We start from the raw sequence: 19,535 nt of genomic DNA, 5'->3' as shown, positions 1-19,535 counted from the left end.
ATATTTGAAGTAAATGGAACAAAATGAATAACGAGATTATTGCACATAAAAGTTGGTGGTATCGTAATTGGAAATGGTTTACCGCTGTAGCTATAAGTTTTATTCTATTCCTGTTTGTGTTTTCTTCTTCTGGCTTTAGTGGCATTTTGATTGATTACACAAAAGCCTATACAGATATAGAACTGTACAACGAAGCCATAGAAAAAGCGAGCATTAACGAACGTGTGATTAAAGTTTTAGGAACGATTGACCCCATAGATAATATGACTATACTAAATGGCGCGGTACAATATTCAAACAACAACAAATCCATACTTACTACGATTAAAATAACATGTAAAAAGGGTAAAGCTATGTTAGATATTTCTGCGGACAGAATTAATGAAACATGGCATTACAAAAAAATTAATGTTCGAATTAAAAAGCCAATAGAAAAGAAAGAAATCATTACTATTATTACGCCAACAGAATATAAATCAAGATTCTAACCTTTATATTTTAAAGGCACATGCACTATTTTTTTAGTTTCAAAAAAGTCTTCGGTATAATAATCTGAAATATTATAAATGGTTGCTTTTGGGTAATCCTGTAACTCTTCCGCTAAATCACCTCCTTTTAAATAAATAATACCATTTTTAAGTTCATGGTTTTGTTTTTTAGCAACTCTACCTTTCACCCAATGTACAAAAGTTGGCATTGCGGCTACTGCTCTACTTACAATAAAATCGTAGGTATCTTTAATTTCCTCGACTCTACAATGGGTTGTTTTTACATTTTCTAAGCCTAAACCTTCGGCAACTTCTCTAACAACATTCAGTTTTTTATTAATACTATCTACCAAATGAAAAGAGCATTCCGGATACAAGATAGCTAAAGGTATTCCTGGAAATCCTCCACCAGTACCAACATCCATGATTTTAGTTTTCGGTTTAAAATCAATGACTTTTGCAATAGCTAAAGAATGCAGAACGTGACGTAAATATAGTTCGTCAATATCTTTTCTAGACACTACATTAATCTTTAAATTCCAGTCTTGATACAAAGCTTCTAACTTGGTAAATTTATCAATCTGATCTTCTGTAAGGTTTGGGAAATACTTAAGAATTAGCTCCATGGTTTTTAATTTTGCACAAAAGTAGATAAATTATTGTGCATTTTTATGAAAATTTTATTAAGATGCACGTCAATATTATTTATCTTTGGTGTAATAATTGATACTTGTATTTATACGTTATAATACAGTAAAAAATAATAGCATGACAAAACAAACAATAACTTTTTCAAGGACAGACTCGGCAAAGTTTTTTAAAACACTAAACAAACGTGTTAACAACTACTTTAAAGAGAACAAAATTAAAAAAACCGGTAATTGGAAGTTATATACTAAAGCCATAGTAATGTTTACTTTATTACTTGGTCCTTTAGTACTTTTATTAACGGTTGATTTACCAACTTGGCTTCAAATTATATCTATGATGGTTATAGGTATTGGGATGGCTGGTGTAGGAATGAATGTGATGCATGATGCAAATCATGGTTCTTTTTCTAGCAAAAAATGGGTAAATAGATTAATGGGAAGCAGCATACATATTTTAGCTGGAAACGATTACAACTGGAAAGTACAACATAATGTATTACACCATACGTACACCAACATTCAAGGACATGATGAAGACATCGATGCGGGAAGAATCATTCGTTTTTCTAAGCATTCTAAATGGTTAAAAATTCATCAATACCAAAAATATTATGCCTTTTTACTATATGGTTTACTAACTGTAAACTGGGCAATTACTACAGATTTCAAACAAACCTATATTTATTTAAAAAGAAAACTGTCTTATGGTGAATTCCCTAAACCAGCTACACAATGGACAAAGTTAATTATTGGTAAGATACTATATTACACTATTTGGGTAGTTCTTCCTTTAGCAATGGGGTATGCTTGGTGGCAAGTTTTAATCGGGTTTTTAATCATGCATTATACAGCTGGAATTATCTTAAGTGTTGTTTTTCAACTAGCACACGTAATGCCAAACACAGATATGCCTATCCCTGATGAAGCCGGTAACATGAAGAATACTTGGGCAATCCATCAGTTATTCACCACTTCTAACTTTTCTCCTAAAAATTGGTTAGTAGAATTTTATACTGGAGGTTTAAACAGACAAGTAGAACACCACTTATTCGCACATATTAGCCATGTTCATTACAAAAACATAGCCAAAATAGTTAAAGATACTGCGCATGAATTCAGCTTACCTTACAACGAGTACAATACGATGTGGAAAGCAATAGGAGAACACTATCAACAACTAAAAGTACTAGGTAAAAAACCTAGCATGGCATAACATCATTTTTTGTACCTCAAAACAACATTTCATACATGAATCCACTTTCAGAAAGAATAATAAACATGTCTACTTCTGCCACTTTAGCTATGGCAGCAAAAACTAGAGAATTAAAAGCAGAAGGAAAAGATATTATTGGTTTAAGTCTTGGGGAACCAGATTTTAATACTCCTGATTTCATTAAGGACGCTGCAATACAGGCAGTAAACGACAATTACAATTCGTACTCCCCAGTAGATGGTTATGTAGATTTAAAAGAAGCTGTTATTACAAAGTTTAAACGCGACAATAATCTAACCTATACTTTACCACAAGTAGTTGTTTCTACAGGTGCAAAACAATCTTTATATAACATAGCACAAGTAATGTTAAATAAAGGTGACGAGGTAATTTTACCTTGTCCGTATTGGGTAAGTTATAGTGATATTGTTAAGGTTGCTGAAGGCGTTCCTGTAGAAGTAAAAACGTCTATAGATACCGACTTCAAAATGACAGCCGCACAATTAGAAGCTGCCATTACCCCAAAAACAAAAATGCTTTGGTTTAGTTCGCCTTGTAACCCAAGTGGATCCCTATATAGTAAAGAAGAATTACAAGCTTTGGCTTCTGTTTTAGTAAAGCATCCGAATATTTATGTCGTTTCCGATGAAATTTACGAACACATAAACTACACAGGAAAGCCGCATGCAAGTATGGCAGGAATTGAGGGTATGTTTGATAATACAATTACCGTAAATGGTGTTTCTAAAGCTTTTGCCATGACAGGCTGGAGAGTTGGATTTATTGGTGCTCCAGATTGGATTGCACGTGCTTGTAATAAAATGCAAGGACAAGTAACTAGTGGAACAAACTGTATAGCGCAACGTGCTGTTATAACGGCTTTAAATGCAGATCCAAGTGTTGTAAAATACATGATAGACGAGTTTAAAACACGTCGGGATATGGTTTTAGATTTATTGAATGACATAGAAGGTTTTAAAACCAATACTCCAGAAGGTGCGTTTTACGTATTTCCAGATGTTTCTTATTTCTTCGGAAAGACTTTACGAGGAAAAACAATAAACAATGCTACCGATTTCTCCTTATATCTTTTAGAAGAAGCTTTAGTAGCTACTGTTACAGGAGATGCTTTTGGTGATAAAAACTGTATTCGTATTTCTTATGCTGCAAGTCAAGAGCAAATTAAAGAAGCTATAAAACGTATTAAAGAAGCGGTTAGTTAATTCTATCTTTATAAAATTTAAAAGAGGCTATTAAAACAATTGTTATTAATAGCCTCTTTTTTTATACCATTACTAGCAAAAATAAAAGCAAAGTAATTACCAAACGTACTAGATAATAAACAGTTTCTTTTTTATTCTGAATAGCCATTTACAAACGTATTTTTTCTAAAATTTCAGGTGTCGCTTTCGGAAAATTATACAAGGATTCGATTTTGGCAATCTTACCAAAAAATGGTCTCGCAATTTTCTTTTTTAAACGTTTGAGATTTTTCATTATTCTTCAACGTGAATAGCATCAATTTTCCTAAAGACATCGTTTTATATATAAATAATAATTAGTGACATTAATATGCTAAAAAGGAAACCGAAAACAAGCATTCGTTTTAATTTTAATTGTTTGTTTTCCCGCTGTAAACGCGTTTCAATTTTTTTCAAATCTTGTTCGGTCGCAGTATTCGGAAACTCTAGTCTTACACTAGTATAGCTCCCTCCATACGCTTTACGTTTACTACGTTGTGCACGCATTTTTTCGTTATTCTTAAGAATAGTAATCATTGCTTGTGCAGAACCACCAAATCCCATAATTTTCAGGTTTTAAAAGTGAAACATTAAATTTTAGACAATAGAAGTGTATTACAAGAATGTAGATTCTTATTTCTATTTAAATACTATAAAAGATTATTTTGAGGTTTGCTCAAAAGAGCATCCGTTAACAATCGAGTACAAAGCTGCTTTACATATATGTAGTCTTTTTTACACAAATGTTACACTTTTTATATGGTAAAAGAATTTCTTCCGAAGAATACTAAAAGAAAAGTATGCAAAAGTTCTTATCTATTTCGCCAGAAAAATGGTGTAAATAATATAAGTACCGTAAACAATTCTAATCTACCAATTAGCATCAAGAAACTACACCACCATTTCCCTAAATTAGGTAATGCTGCATAGTTATTTACAGGTCCAAAATCGCCGAGTGCAGGACCAACGTTACCTAAACTAGAAGCTGCCAAACCGACCGAAGATTCAAAATTTATTCCCATCATAGAAAACACCAAAGCCCCAACAATAAAGGAAAGCATATAGAGAATAAAAAAGGCAAGTATATTAAATACAATTTCTTTAGAAATTGCTTTTTTATTATACCGAACAGGAACAATAGCATTAGGATGCAAAGTACGTTTAAACTCTAAAAAACCATTTTTAATTAACACTAAATGGCGTACTACTTTTACACCTCCAGAAGTACTTCCTGCCGATCCACCAAGAAACATAATACCAAAAAAGAATACCACTAAAAATGGCGTCCATAAGGTATAATCTGCGGTTACAAAACCAGTTGTTGTTATTACAGAGATCACTTGAAATAGAGCATGACGAAAAACACTTTCTGCTTTCCCCCAAACCATAGGATGCGCTATTGTTGACTCTGTAAGATCTGCCCTAAAATAAATTATCAAAGACACAATTGCTGTAAAAATAATTATAAACCTAAAGTAAAACTTAAACTCTTCATCATGAATAATTTTTTGCACTTTCCCTTTAAAAGCAAAATAGCTTAACACGAAGTTTGTTCCCGCTAAAAACATGAATACTATGATTATATATTGAATAACGGGTTCATTATTCCAATATGCAACACTCGCGTTTTTAGTAGAAAAACCTCCTGTAGATAAAGTACATAAAGAGTGATTTATAGCGTCAAAAAAGGTCATTCCTGCCGCTTGCAACAAAATAGTTTCAGCTATAGTATATCCAAAATAAATAAGCCATAGACGTTTTGCAGTATCTGTTATTCTAGGATGTAGTTTATCGGTACTCGGTCCCGGAGCTTCCGCTGCAAAAAGTTGCATTCCTCCAATTCCTAAAAGCGGTAAAATAGCAATTGCAAGTACAATAATACCCATACCACCAATCCAATGGGTTAGGCTTCGCCAGAATAAAACACCTTCAGGAACTGCTTCAATATCGTTTAAAATAGATGCTCCTGTTGTAGTATAACCGGACATCGTTTCAAAAAAAGCATCCGTAAATTGCGGAATACTTTCTGTAAACACATAAGGTAGCGTCCCAGATAGCGACATAACAATCCAACCAAAAGTTACCACAATGTAACCTTCCCGTTTATTCATTTCTTTGCTATGTTTTCTAGTATAAACCATACCAAAAACACCCACTAAAAGCGTTACAATTCCGGAAAGGAATAATTCTAAAGTAACACCGTCTTTATAAATTAAACTTATGAGTGCAGACAGCAACATAAAACCACCATTAAACAATAGCAGTAATCCGAAAAAATGGAAAATAATTTTGTAGTTAAGCTTTATTGCTCTCATTTACAAGAATATTTTTTCAACGCGTTTAATAGATCTTGGTAAGCAACATACTACCACATTATCGTTTTCTTGTATTCTAAAACTACCTAATGCGATATGTCCTTTTCCGTCTCTAATAACACCACCTATAATCGCCGACCTAGGAAAATCTACGTCTTTAATAAGTTTGTTGTTGATTTCTGATTTCGTTTTTACCTTAAACTCTAATAACTCTGCATTCATGTTATTCAGTTTGGTCATTGCAACCACTTCTCCTTTACGGATATATCTAAAAATATTATTTGCTGCAAGTAGTTTTTTATTGATCAGTGTATCAATTCCTATGGATTGTGATAATTCAAAATAATCCATATTCTCCACAAGGGCAATCGTTTTTTTCACACCTTTAGATTTTGCCACTAAGCAAGACATAATATTGGTTTCTGAATTTCCTGTTACAGAAATAAAAGCATCCATATCTGCAATATTTTCTTCCTCTAGTAAATCGACATTTCTACCATCTCCATTTATTACTAGCACTTTTTCTAACTCATCTGCCAAGTCGAAAGCATGTTCTTTATCTTTTTCAATAAGCTTTACATTAAAACTTTTTGCGCATAGATCTCTGGACGTTTTGTAACCAATTTTACTACCTCCAAGAATCATTACGTTTTTAATTTCAGCGTTACTTTTTCCAGTCATTTTACACAACTCATCTCCGCCGCCTTCACTAGTAATGAAGACCACATTATCGCCTTCTTTAAATTGCGTATCTCCTCTAGGAATAATGGTATATTGTGTACCAAAACGTTGAATTGCAATTGGCACAAAATGAATTTCAGAAAACAACTGAGCTGCTTCCCTTACCGTTTTACCCACAAAAGATGCCGTTCTAGCCAAGTTTAAACCAACCATAGTAAGTGCTCCTCCTTCAAACTCATAACTATCATTAAATGCTGACTTATTAAGTAAAAGACTAATCTCTGCAGCTGCCAAAGCTTCTGGAGAGATCAATTCATCGATACCTAATTCTGTAAAACCAACTTCTTCTTTGTGTTGTATAAACTCTGTATTAGAAATTCTAGCAATAGTACGTTTTGCCCCAAGTTGTTTCGCTAAAACGCACACTGTAATGTTTGTCGTTTCAGAAGCGGTTACCGCAATCACTAAATCACTTTGTTTAACGTTCGCGTCTTTTAGAATAGAAATCGACGTAGCATCTCCTTTTATAACTTTAATATCTAAATGATTGTCTGCATAAGACAGACTGTCTTTATTAGTATCTATTAAGGTAATTTCTTGCGATTCGTAAGACAATAATTTTGCTAAATGAAATCCTACTTCACCAGCTCCAGCAATAATTATTTTCATCTATTGTTACGTATTATTTTTAAAAGGTCAGATGTAATATGCATTTTATAAATATACAAAATATTAAAAATTTTGTGATACATGTTTCATTTGTGGTTTTAACAAAAAAGTATGCAAATATACTCAAATTATTAAGATACAAATAAGATGCATGTATTTGATTTGATTCCTCAATAAGTATTTAAACAAAAAAAATATGTAGTTTTGCCAAAAAAATAGATTTGTCGAAAATAAAACCATATAAGGATAGTGATTTAGGTAAGAAAGAACAAGTTACCAAAATGTTTGATACTATTTCTAAAGATTACGATGGCTTAAATAGAGTTATTTCTTTTGGAATTGATATTTCATGGCGAAAAAAAGTGGTGGCAATGGTTAAAGAAATGCAACCAAAAACCATTTTAGATATTGCAACAGGAACTGGTGATCTTGCTATAAATCTAGCAGAAACAGATGCCGAAAAAATTGTAGGCTTAGATATTAGCAGTGGCATGCTTAATATTGGTAAGACCAAAATAAAAAAACGTGCCTTAGAGAATACTATTGAAATGGTTTTGGGAGACAGTGAAAACATGCCTTTTGAAGACAATTCTTTTGATGCCATCACCGTTGCTTTTGGTGTGAGAAATTTTGAAACGCTAGAAAAAGGTTTAAAAGAAATACACCGCGTTTTAAAACCTAAAGGTACTTTTGTTATTCTAGAAACTTCTATGCCAACAAAAACACCTTACAAACAAGGTTACAATTTTTACACAAAAAATATTTTGCCTTTAATAGGTAAAATGTTCTCTAAAGATAGAAGTGCGTATAAATATTTATGTGAATCTGCTTCGGTTTTTCCTTTTGGAGAAGCTTTAAACAATATTTTAAGAAAAACGGGGTTTATTAATGTTAAAGATTTTCCCCAAACTTTTGGTGTGGCAACAATCTATAAATCGTCAAAATAATTTATGAAAAATATACTTGTCATAATAATCACCCTTTTTATTTATCAATCTTCTTCTGCACAACTATTTAGTAAGGAGAAAATAAAAAACAATGAAAACGTAGATAAAGCTCGTTTAAGCTATGGTTACTACCTTGGATTTAATAGTTATGATTTCAATTTTGACTATTACGAAGACAAAAAAGATATTCAAGTAGAAACAAGCACCGGTTTTAATGTTGGACTTATTGGAAACTTAAGAATTAACGATTACATAGATATTAGATTAGAGCCAGGCTTATCAATAACTTCTAGAAATTTAATTTATGATGAAAGCTATTTTGATGGAACAGAATTCTCAGATGCAGATTTAATACGAGAAGTTAAATCTACTTATATACACATCCCATTATTAGTGAAACTTTCTACAAAACGACTTAATAATTTCAAACCTTTTATAGTTGGTGGTATCTCTACTGCATTAAACCTTTCTAGTAATCAAGACAATCCGGACGATAATTCGGCTGGTGAGTTTAGAATGAAAAAGAATAATTTGTTTTACGAAATTGGCTTTGGTATCGACTTCTATATGTTCTTTTTTAAATTCACACCTTCCATTCGTGGTATATTTGCATTTAATGATGAAATTGTTCCTGATGTAGATCCTAATAGTCCTTGGACAGGAAATGTTTCTAGCATGCAAACTAGAGGTATGTTTATAAACTTGACTTTTCAATAATCTAGAATACAGAACACTGCCTACCAAACACTGTTTACTGAACACTGCTTACTGAACACTGCTTACCGAACACTGTTTACCGAACACTGTTTACCGAACACTGTTTACCGAACACTGTTTACTGAACACTGTTTACTGAACACTATTTACTGAACACTATTTACTGAACACTGTTTACTGAACACTGCTTACCGAACACTATTTACTGAACACTGTTTACTGAACACTATTTACTGAACACTGTTTACTGAACACTGTTTACCGAACACTGTTTACCGAACACTGTTTACTGAACACTGCTTACCGAACACTGTTTACTGAACACTGTTTACTGAACACTGTTTACTGAACACTGCTTACCGAACACTATTTACTGAACACTGTTTATTGAACACTGTTTACTAACCCCGCTTAAACTCACTCAACAAAATAGCGGTTGCTGTTGCAACGTTTAAACTTTCTGTTGCTTGCAATTGTCCAAACCTTGGAATACTAATTCTTTTTGTTACTAAAGCTTCCATAGCTGCAGAAATGCCATTAGCTTCGTTTCCTAAAACCAAAATACCTGCATTTGGCAATTCGCTTTTATATACATTTTCGCCATCCATAAAAGCACCAAAAACGTCGGTATTACTTTGCTTTAAAAAGTTTTCTAAATTCAAATAACTCACATTAACCCTGGTTATCGAGCCCATAGTTGCTTGCACTACTTTAGGGTTATAACAATCTACAGTAGCATTACTACAAACCAGGTCTACAATTCCAAACCAATCACACAACCTAATAATGGTTCCTAAATTGCCAGGATCTCTAACAGCATCTAAAGCAACAATTAAACGGTTAGTCTTTATTTCGGTAGCATCCGGAATTCTAAAAACTGCCAAAGCGGTATTTGGTGTCGTTAAAAAGCTGATTTTTTTTAATTCCTTTTCCGAAATAACCGTTTCTTCTATGACATCCATTTCAAAAGACGTTGTAGTAAAAACATGATACAGTTTTAAAGAAGAATTTAATAGCTCTTTTATCGTTTTTAAACCTTCAGCAACAAACAAGCCTTCCTGCTGTCTATACTTTTTTTGCTTTAAACTAGTTATTAATTTTATTTGGCTTTTGGATAACATGTAAATAATGTATTTTTGAAACTATAAAAGGTTTTTACGGGTTAAAGATGAAACCTTAAATTCATTAAAGCAAAATTAGTATTAATTTATCACATAACATTCTTGAAATTACAACCCTTTAATATAGTATTATTTGTATTACTTGCAATGTTTTTTGCTTCTTGTGATACCGTTAAAAGAGTTGGCGAAAAGGAACACTTACTGGTTAACAACACTATTGTGGTGAATAACAAAAAAGTAAATTCCGAAAGAATAAACAATCTTTTATACCAAAGCCCAAACCGAAAACTTTTAGGCATCCCACTACGTCTACATATTTACAACACTGCAAGACCAAACATTGACTCTATTGTAAACGAAAAAATAAACAGAAATCCAAAACGTAAGAAAAGGCTAGAGCGCTTTTTATCTAAAAAACAACTAGACAACTACTTACAAGCAAAAATAGATTTTAATTCTTGGATTAAAAAAACAGGGGAAGCTCCGGTAATTATTAAGGAAGCCAAAACAAAAAAATCATTAGATCTTTTAAAAGCGTATTATTTTAACAATGGGTGGTTTAATGTTAAAGCTAGCTCAAAAATAGACACACTTAGCAATAAAAAAGCAACTGTAGATTACATGGTAAATACTGGCAAAGCTTATTTTGTAGATTCTCTAACCACATCTATTGATTCTCCTATTTTAGATTCTCTATATAAAACGCAATCGCATAAATCATTCCTTAAAAAAGAACAATACAAAACAAGTACGTTCGATAACGAACTACAACGTATTACAGAGCATTTTAAAAATTCTGGTGTATATCATTTTAGTCAAGAATATATTTATTTTGAAATGGATTCTATTGACAACAACCAAAAAGTATTGGTGGATTTACAAATAAAAAATCGCCAGGTTAGAAAACAAGATTCTGCTTACAGAATCCCTTTTAAAATCTATAAAGTTAAAGACGTAAATATTTTTACCAATAGTTCTTACGAAAACAGAAATAAAACGATAACCGATACTTTAACTTATAACGGTTATAATTTATTTAGCGTTGGTAAAATGCGTTTTAAACCTAAAGCACTAACCGATGCTGTTTTTATTACCCCAAATAGCATTTTTAAAGACATCAGCAAAACGCGCTCTTACCGACATTTAAGCAACTTGAAAACGTTTAAATACCCGGACATAGAATATATAGAAAATCAGGATACCACGCTAACTGCAAACATATATTTATCCCCTTTAAAGAAATTTAAGTTTGGTTTTAGCGCAGAAGTTTCGCAAAGCGATATACAAACCGTAGGTTTTGCTTTAAACCCTAGTATTTTAATGCGTAATGTATTTAGAGGCGCAGAAACCCTTGAACTCTCTGCTATTGGATCTATTGGTGCTTCCAAAGATGCATCCACTGATGGCGATCCGTTTTTTGACATTAATGAAATAGGTGCAAACCTTAGATTAACCATACCTAGATTATTCTTTCCTTTTAACACCGAAAAAATAATACCTAAACACATGTTTCCCAGCACTATCATATCCTTAGCTATGTCTAGTCAAACAAATATTGGTTTAGATAAACAAACGGTTACAGGAGCTTTTAACTATAAATGGGTTCCAAACAAAACGGTAACCAATAGATTAGATGTTTTTAATGCGCAATACGTAAGAAACTTAAATACTGATAATTATTTTAACGTTTATCAAACCTCTTATGATAATTTAAATACTATTGCACAAGATTTAAACTACAATACAGACAATGCAGATTTAAGCATTCCAGATCAGGCTAATCTTTTTATTGCTGATGTATTAAACGGAAACACTTCGTTAACCTCAAGTAATGAGGATTACCAGACCATTTCTGCTATTAGCGAGCGTAAAGATAGATTGACAGAGAACAATCTTATTTTCTCTTCAAATTACTACTATACCAAAGATAAGCGTGAAAATTTATTCGATGAAACCTTTTCTATTTTCCGATTTAAACTAGAATTAGCGGGAAATGTTTTTTCCGCAGCATCGAGTGCTTTTGGCTTACAAAAAAACAGTAACGATCAATATGAGTTTTTTAATGTAGCATTCTCACAATACGTAAAAACCGAGTTCGATTATATTCGCCATTGGGATTTAGGAAAAAAGAATGTACTTGCAGCGCGAGGTTTTATTGGTATTGCAATTCCTTATGGCAACTCTACCAACATACCGTTCTCTAAAAGTTTCTTTGCCGGAGGCACCAATGATAATCGCGCATGGACAGCCTACAGCCTTGGACCTGGAAGCTCTGGATCAAACAATGAGTTTAATGAAGCAAACCTAAAACTAGCTTTTAGTTTTGAAAACCGATTTAATGTCTTTGGAGATGTTAACGCAGCACTTTTTATCGATGTCGGTAATATCTGGAATGTGCTGGATGATGTAGAAGATGACAATGCAACTTTCACCAGTTTATCCTCTTTAAAAGACATAGCAGTTGGTTCTGGTTTTGGAATTCGATATGATTTTGGTTTCGCAGTAGCAAGATTAGACTTAGGCTTTAAAACCTACAACCCTGCAGATGATAACAACCGTTGGTTTCAGGACTACAACTTTGGAAATGCGGTCTATAACATTGGTATAAACTATCCGTTTTAAGCCATTTATAACGCAAACGTTATCGTATAATTTTCCGTTAAGAATCCACTTATTCTTTAATAATTATTTAAAAATTTCGTACTTTTGGATAAACAAATTATCAACAAAAATAAATAATAAAATGGCACATAACATAAAACCAGGAGTTGCAACAGGTCGTGAAGTACAAGAAATTTTCAAACTTGCTAAAGAAAAAGGCTTTGCTTTACCAGCAGTAAATGTTATTGGTTCCAACACTATAAATGGTGTTTTAGAAACTGCAGCGGCATTAAATGCTCCTGTAATTATACAGTTCTCAAATGGAGGTGGTGCTTTTAATGCAGGAAAAGGACTTAGTAATGAAAACCAAAAAGCAGCAATTGCAGGAAGTATTGCAGGTGCAAAACATGTCCACTTAATGGCAGAAGCTTATGGGGTCCCTGTTATTTTACATACTGACCATTGTGCAAAAAAATTATTACCGTGGATAGATGGTTTATTAGATGCTAGTGAGCAACATTTTAAGGAAACTGGCAAACCATTGTACAGCTCACATATGATAGATTTAAGTGAAGAACCACTAGAAGAAAACATAGCAATCTGCAAAGAATATCTTGCCAGAATGAGCAAAATGGGAATGACCCTAGAAATAGAATTAGGTATTACTGGAGGAGAAGAAGATGGTGTAGATAATAGTGATGTAGACGAGTCTAAACTATACACGCAACCAGAAGAAGTAGCCTATGCCTACGAAGAGTTAAGCAAAGTAAGTGACCAATTTACCATTGCAGCAGCATTTGGTAATGTACATGGCGTTTACAAACCAGGAAACGTAAAACTTACTCCAAAAATCCTTAAAAACTCTCAAGAATTTTTATCTAAAAAACACAATTTACCTCACAACCATATTGATTTCGTATTTCATGGTGGATCTGGATCTACATTAGAAGAAATAAGAGAAGCAATAGGTTATGGTGTTATTAAAATGAATATCGATACCGACATGCAATACGCTTTCATGTCTGGAGTTAGAGATTACATGGCAGAAAAAACAGACTACTTACAATCCCAAATTGGTAGTCCAGACGGACCAGAATCTCCAAATAAAAAATATTACGACCCAAGAAAATGGTTAAGAGAAGGAGAGATTACCTTTGTAGAACGTCTTAAAAAAGCATTTGAAGACCTTAACAACGTAAATACGCTTTAAAATTATTTTGGCGTTACCCAAAAGGGTCGGGCTTTCACAAGTCGCAATCAAAGATGTGCTCCAACAATTGCTCAATCCCTAACGCTAATCCAGGTAATTATAAAAATTAAAATTCCGTTTAAACTGAATACAATCAGCACTTAAACGGAATTTTTTATGCATTAATAATACAACACAACAAGATAGCTACATCTATTTTTGAGTTGTATTAATAAAATGAGTAATTTTGTACACTTATTTTATTTTAAATAAGAACGAACTAAATTAATTTTAGAAAACTAAAATCGTAAATCTATATGGCTTGGTTTAAAAGAAAAGAAAAAGGGATAACCACCTCGACTCAAGAAAAAAAAGACACACCAAAAGGCCTTTGGTACAAATCACCAACAGGTAAAATAGTAGACGCAAAAGAACTAGAAAAAAACTTTTACGTTAGTCCAGAAGACGGTTACCATGTACGAATTGGTAGTAACGAATATTTTGAAATACTTTTTGACGACAATAAATATAAAGAGTTAGATGCTAAACTAGAATCTAAAGACCCTTTAAAATTTGAAGACACAAAAAAGTATCCAGACCGTTTAAAAGCAGCACAAGAAAAAACCAAATTAAAAGACGCTGTACGTACAGCCGTTGGTAAATCTAAAGGAAAAGATTTAGTAATTGCGGCAATGGATTTTAGTTTTATTGGTGGATCTATGGGAAGCGTAGTAGGAGAAAAAATAGCTCGTGCCGCAGACTATGCCCTAAATAAAAAACTACCATTCATGATTATCTCTAAATCTGGAGGAGCACGTATGATGGAGGCAGCATTATCTCTAATGCAATTAGCAAAAACCTCCGTAAAACTAGCACAACTTGCAGATGCAGGAATACCTTATATTTCATTATGTACAGATCCAACCACTGGAGGAACCACAGCTTCCTTTGCCATGTTAGGAGATATTAACATTGCAGAACCCGGAGCATTAATTGGTTTTGCCGGACCACGAATTGTAAGAGATACCACTGGAAAAGAATTACCAGAAGGTTTTCAAACCTCAGAATTTTTATTAGAACATGGTTTTCTAGACTTTATTACACATAGAAAAGAATTAAAAAACAGAGTAAATCTGTATATAGATTTAGTACAAAACCAACCTTTAAGAGCTTAAAGATTAACACACTAATAAAAAAGACCTTTATTTTTTAAAAATAAAGGTCTTTTTTATTTTTTATATATCTATATAAATAAAAATAACTATATTTGCCGCTCGAAAGATAGGCTTTCGTGTACATAAAAATCATTTACAACAATATTAGCATGTATTTAGATCAAAAAGCAAAAGAAGAATTATTCAAAAAACACGGTGGTAACGCAAAAAACACTGGTTCTGCAGAAGGACAAATCGCAATATTTACGCAAAGAATTGAGCACTTAACACAACACTTAAAAAGTAATCGTAAAGATTATAATACAGAGCGTTCGTTAGTAATGTTAGTAGGAAAAAGAAGAAGCTTACTAGATTACTTAATTAAGAAAGATGTCTTAAGATATCGTGCAATAATTAAAGAATTAGGATTAAGAAAATAATCTCGATACAAAGACCACGCTTAACGGCGTGGTTTTTTGGTATAAACTAACAACGTTACAGTGTCATTACGAGGAGTGTAACGACGTGGTAATCTCTTCCAAAAGAAACAGATTGCCACATCCAAACAAAAATGTTTGGACTCGGAATGACAAAAAATTGAAGAAGCTAAATTACAGTTTTTCATTGGCCACAACAACTACACAACACAACTACCAATGTTTAATTAGTATTAAAACTTATTTATGATTCCAAAAGTATTTAGAGAGGTCATAGACCTTGGTGATGGTAGAGAAATTTCTATCGAAACCGGAAAATTAGCAAAACAAGCGCATGGAAGCGTTGTTGTGCAATCGGGAAAATGTATGTTATTATGTACAGTAGTTTCCAATTACGAACAGAAAGATCTTAATTTTCTTCCTTTAACGGTAGATTATAGAGAGAAATTTGCAGCTGCAGGTCGTTATCCAGGTGGTTTCTTCAAAAGAGAAGCAAGACCAAGTGATGGTGAAGTATTAACGATGCGTTTAGTAGACAGAGTTTTACGTCCATTATTCCCAAAAGATTATCACTCTGAAACTCAAGTGATGATTCAGTTAATGTCTCATGATCCAGACGTTATGCCAGATGCAATGGCAGGATTAGCAGCTTCGGCAGCTATTCAATTATCAGATTTCCCTTTTGAATGTGCTATCTCTGAAGCTAGAGTTGGTCGTATAGATGGTGAATTTGTAATCAACCCAACACCAGCACAAATGGAATTGTCTGATTTAGACATGATGATTGGTGCTTCTGCAGATTCAGTAATGATGGTAGAAGGTGAAATGGATGAAATTTCTGAAGAAGAAATGGCAGATGCAATTAAGTTTGCTCATGAAGCGATTAAAGTACAATGTGCTGCTCAATTAAGATTAGCAGAAGCATTTGGAAAGAAAGAAGTTCGTGAATATGCAGGAGAAAGAGAAGAAAAAGATTTAGAGAAGAAAGTGCATGACATGGCTTACGATAAAGTGTATGCTATTGCAAAAGCTGGATCTGCTAAGCATGAAAGAAGTGCTGCTTTTCAACAAATCAAAGAAGATATTAAAGCTACTTTTTCGGAAGAAGAATTAGCAGATTATGGTGGTTTAGTTTCTGACTATTACCGCAAAGCGGAAAAAGCTGCCATTCGCGATTTAACCTTAAATGAAGGTTTACGTTTAGATGGTCGTAAAACCGATGAGATCAGACCTATCTGGTGTGAAGTAGATTACTTACCATCAACACATGGTTCTGCAATCTTTACTCGTGGAGAAACGCAAGCTTTAGCAACCGTAACTTTAGGAACTTCTAGAGATGCAAATCAAATAGATATGCCATCTAAAGAAGGTGAAGAACGTTTCTATTTACACTATAACTTCCCTCCTTTTTGTACTGGAGAAGCAAGACCAATTCGTGGAACATCTCGTAGAGAAGTTGGACATGGTAACTTAGCACAACGTGCATTAAAAGGAATGATTCCTGCAGACTGCCCTTACACAGTAAGAGTAGTATCTGAAGTATTAGAATCTAACGGTTCTTCTTCTATGGCAACAGTTTGTTCTGGTACCATGGCACTTATGGATGCTGGTGTGCAAATGACAAAACCTGTTTCGGGTATTGCAATGGGATTAATCTCGGATGCAGAATCTGGAAAATATGCTGTATTATCTGATATTTTAGGAGATGAAGATCACTTAGGAGATATGGATTTTAAAGTAACTGGTACTGCCGATGGTATTACTGCTTGTCAAATGGATATTAAAGTAAAAGGTCTTTCTTACGAAATTCTTGTAAATGCTTTACAACAAGCACGTGCTGGTCGTTTACATATTTTAGAGAAATTGACAGATACAATTGCTACTCCAAATGCAGATGTAAAAGAGCATGCTCCTACCATGGTAACAAGACGTGTTCCTAATGAATTTATCGGAGCCTTAATTGGACCTGGTGGAAAAGTAATTCAGGAAATGCAAAAAGAAACAGAGACTACAATCGTTATTAACGAGGATCCTGTTACTGAAGAAGGTATTGTTGAAATTTTAGGTGTAGGTAAAAAAGGTATTGATGCTGTTATGGCAAAAATAGATTCTATCTTATTTAAACCAACAGTTGGTAGCGTTTACGAAGTAAAAGTAATCAAAATGTTAGATTTTGGTGCTGTTGTTGAGTATATGGATGCGCCAGGAAACGAAGTTTTATTACACGTAAGTGAATTAGCTTGGGAACGTACAGAAAACGTAACCGATGTTGTAAACATGGGAGACGTATTTGATGTAAAGTATTTTGGACAAGATCCAAGAACACGCAAAGAAAAAGTTTCTAGAAAAGCTTTGTTACCAAAACCAGAAGGTTATGTTGCAAGACCACCAAGAGATGATAAACGTTCTGGTGGACGTGATAACAGAGGCTCTCGTGACAATAGAGGTCGTGATGACAGAAAACCAAGAGAAGATAAAAAGGATTAATTCTTTTTAGCTCTTAATATATTTAAAAGCCTATTCATTAATTTGAATAGGCTTTTTCGTTTCCTTCTTTAAATCACCATTTTAGGATAGGAAAAGATCCCTTATCATTTTCATTCCATAACCCATCAAATTATAAATTTTTCTTAAATAAATATTTATAAACATCTAAACCAAAGCTTGTCACGTACATCTATTTTAAGTCAACCCACCCATCCAAATAGATTTATGACCAAAAACACTAGTAATCTCCAGCCAAATCATAAAAAAAGAGAATCCAAAATTACGTCTTTCTTCCGAAGTAATAGAAAATTAGAAAACCCTCAAAATAGAATAGTTCTTTTAAGTACTTTTTTACTCCTACTAATAGGGGTTTACTTTTTTTATGTTTTTCATACCGATTTTGAAACATTCAATACCAATAATATGGAATCTTCTCTTGGCGTTAGCTTTATGCTTATTGCAGCAACCCTATTTGCTTATAAATTAATATTTTTCACATATACCGCATACAACTTTATAAAATACAAACCCGTTGCTTCTGTAACAGACAATGAATTACCAACATGTACGGTAATTGTGCCTGCTTATAATGAAGGAAAACAAGTATGGGACACCTTGATGAGTCTAGCAAAAAGTGATTATCCAGAACATAAAATTCAGATTATATCTATAGATGATGGCAGCAAGGATGATACTTGGGATTGGATGCTGGATGCTAAAGATAAATTAGGAGATCGATTAGAAATCTACCAACAACCTGAAAACCAAGGAAAACGTCACGCCCTTTACCGTGGATTTAATTTAGGTACAGGAGATATTTACGTGACCGTAGATAGTGATTCTATTGTTACCGAAGATACCCTTAGAAATCTAGTTAGTCCGTTTGTTAATAACGAACAATGTGGTGCCGTTGCAGGAAACATCCGTGTTTTAAATAACAAAAAGGAAATGCTTCCTAAAATGTTGGATGTTAGTTTTGTAATGAGTTTTGAATTTGTACGATCTGCAGAAAGCAATTTAAATTCCGTATTATGCACACCAGGAGCTTTGGCTGCATATAGAAGTACTGCAGTATTTAAATGCTTACCAGAATGGATAAATCAAACATTTATGGGACAACCTTCAGATATTGGTGAAGATCGCGCCATGACAAACATGATTTTAAAACAAGGGAAACATGTACTATTTCAAAAGAATGCGGTTGCATACACCAATGTTCCTGAAGAATATTTAGGTTTATATAAAATGTTTATCCGCTGGGGTCGCAGTAATGTACGTGAAAATCTAGAAATGTCTAAATACGTTTTTACAAACTTTAGAGAAGGCGAAAAAATGGGAACGCGTTTATTATTTATTAGTCATTTCTCTAGACTTGTTATGAGTTATCCATTACTAATTTTTATGCTATTTTTTATTTTGATACATCCTTTACTATTTGTAGGATCTACTTTGGTTAGTATCTTAATTTTATCGACTTTTTCTTTAGTATTCTTTACCAATAGATATAAAACATCCCAAGGATTTTGGGCTTATACCTATAGTATTCTATACACCTTTGGTCTATTCTGGATTACACCTTATGCCATAGCTACAGCCAATAAAAGTGGTTGGTTAACACGTTAATA

At 33.2% G+C, this 19,535-nt stretch carries 16 protein-coding genes; 11 read left to right on the top strand and 5 right to left on the bottom strand.

From position 1 onward, the window contains the following. Window positions 1-23 precede the first annotated feature (23 nt). Window positions 24-488, top strand: a complete 465-nt coding sequence (locus ACVCZW_RS11315) for a cytochrome c oxidase assembly factor Coa1 family protein (RefSeq protein ID WP_452232460.1) — start codon at window positions 24-26, stop codon at window positions 486-488. Here ACVCZW_RS11315 and rsmG read toward each other — a convergent pair. Continuing rightward, complete coding sequence (gene rsmG / locus ACVCZW_RS11310) at window positions 485-1,114, bottom strand: 16S rRNA (guanine(527)-N(7))-methyltransferase RsmG (RefSeq protein ID WP_452229812.1); 630 nt, start codon at window positions 1,112-1,114, stop codon at window positions 485-487. The genes ACVCZW_RS11315 and rsmG overlap by 4 nt on opposite strands. A 142-nt stretch (window positions 1,115-1,256) precedes the next feature. Between rsmG and ACVCZW_RS11305 the strand changes: the two genes are divergently transcribed. Continuing rightward, window positions 1,257-2,351: a fatty acid desaturase family protein gene (locus ACVCZW_RS11305; protein ID WP_452229811.1), complete on the top strand. Its 1,095-nt coding sequence runs from the start codon at window positions 1,257-1,259 to the stop codon at window positions 2,349-2,351. Window positions 2,352-2,386: 35 nt separating this feature from the next. Then, window positions 2,387-3,574, top strand: a complete 1,188-nt coding sequence (locus ACVCZW_RS11300) for a pyridoxal phosphate-dependent aminotransferase (protein WP_452229810.1) — start codon at window positions 2,387-2,389, stop codon at window positions 3,572-3,574. A 318-nt stretch (window positions 3,575-3,892) separates the two neighbouring features. Here ACVCZW_RS11300 and ACVCZW_RS11295 read toward each other — a convergent pair whose 3' ends face one another. The 3 genes from ACVCZW_RS11295 to trkA form a co-directional block, all read right to left on the bottom strand. Beyond that, window positions 3,893-4,156, bottom strand: a complete 264-nt coding sequence (locus ACVCZW_RS11295) for a hypothetical protein (RefSeq protein WP_452229809.1) — start codon at window positions 4,154-4,156, stop codon at window positions 3,893-3,895. 248 nt (window positions 4,157-4,404) lie between these two features. Beyond that, on the bottom strand, window positions 4,405-5,907 hold the full coding sequence (locus ACVCZW_RS11290) for a TrkH family potassium uptake protein (protein ID WP_452229808.1): 1,503 nt from the start codon (window positions 5,905-5,907) through the stop codon (window positions 4,405-4,407). Next, window positions 5,908-7,257, bottom strand: coding sequence for a Trk system potassium transporter TrkA (gene trkA, locus ACVCZW_RS11285; protein WP_452232459.1), 1,350 nt, complete (start codon window positions 7,255-7,257; stop codon window positions 5,908-5,910). It abuts the gene before it with no gap. Window positions 7,258-7,478: 221 nt separating this feature from the next. On the opposite strand from trkA, the gene ubiE reads away from it, so the two are divergent. Both ubiE and porT read left to right on the top strand, forming a co-directional pair. Continuing rightward, window positions 7,479-8,204: a bifunctional demethylmenaquinone methyltransferase/2-methoxy-6-polyprenyl-1,4-benzoquinol methylase UbiE gene (gene ubiE, locus ACVCZW_RS11280; RefSeq protein ID WP_452229806.1), complete on the top strand. Its 726-nt coding sequence runs from the start codon at window positions 7,479-7,481 to the stop codon at window positions 8,202-8,204. 3 nt (window positions 8,205-8,207) lie between these two features. Next, entirely contained in the window at window positions 8,208-8,921 is a 714-nt protein-coding gene (gene porT / locus ACVCZW_RS11275; protein WP_452229805.1) for a type IX secretion/gliding motility protein PorT/SprT, read from the top strand. A 401-nt stretch (window positions 8,922-9,322) separates the two neighbouring features. On the opposite strand, the gene ACVCZW_RS11270 is transcribed toward porT, so the two are convergent. Next, window positions 9,323-10,042, bottom strand: a complete 720-nt coding sequence (locus ACVCZW_RS11270) for a TrmH family RNA methyltransferase (RefSeq protein WP_452232458.1) — start codon at window positions 10,040-10,042, stop codon at window positions 9,323-9,325. Between the two features lie 102 nt (window positions 10,043-10,144). Here ACVCZW_RS11270 and tamL point away from each other — a divergent pair, with 102 nt between their 5' ends. The 6 genes from tamL (at window position 10,145) to ACVCZW_RS11240 (ending at window position 19,533) form a co-directional block, all read left to right on the top strand. Further along, complete coding sequence (gene tamL, locus ACVCZW_RS11265) at window positions 10,145-12,664, top strand: translocation and assembly module lipoprotein TamL (RefSeq protein ID WP_452232457.1); 2,520 nt, start codon at window positions 10,145-10,147, stop codon at window positions 12,662-12,664. A gap of 121 nt (window positions 12,665-12,785) precedes the next feature. Then, a complete protein-coding gene (gene fbaA, locus ACVCZW_RS11260; RefSeq protein WP_452229802.1) occupies window positions 12,786-13,853 on the top strand; it encodes a class II fructose-bisphosphate aldolase in 1,068 nt (355 codons plus the stop codon). 296 nt (window positions 13,854-14,149) lie between these two features. Next, window positions 14,150-15,007 (top strand): acetyl-CoA carboxylase, carboxyltransferase subunit beta, encoded by an 858-nt coding sequence (gene accD / locus ACVCZW_RS11255; RefSeq protein ID WP_452229801.1) that lies wholly within the window; start codon window positions 14,150-14,152, stop codon window positions 15,005-15,007. 149 nt (window positions 15,008-15,156) lie between these two features. Further along, the gene (gene rpsO / locus ACVCZW_RS11250) at window positions 15,157-15,426 is read left to right on the top strand and encodes a 30S ribosomal protein S15 (RefSeq protein ID WP_452229800.1); all 270 of its coding nucleotides are present in this window, start codon (window positions 15,157-15,159) and stop codon (window positions 15,424-15,426) included. A gap of 243 nt (window positions 15,427-15,669) precedes the next feature. Beyond that, the gene (locus tag ACVCZW_RS11245; protein ID WP_452229799.1) at window positions 15,670-17,910 is read left to right on the top strand and encodes a polyribonucleotide nucleotidyltransferase; all 2,241 of its coding nucleotides are present in this window, start codon (window positions 15,670-15,672) and stop codon (window positions 17,908-17,910) included. A gap of 225 nt (window positions 17,911-18,135) precedes the next feature. Then, on the top strand, window positions 18,136-19,533 hold the full coding sequence (locus ACVCZW_RS11240; protein WP_452229798.1) for a glycosyltransferase: 1,398 nt from the start codon (window positions 18,136-18,138) through the stop codon (window positions 19,531-19,533). The last annotated feature ends 2 nt before the right edge of the window (window positions 19,534-19,535 follow it).

This window comes from Lacinutrix sp. MEBiC02595, from assembly GCF_053601555.1.
This window is presented reverse-complemented; position numbering and strand designations above follow the sequence as displayed.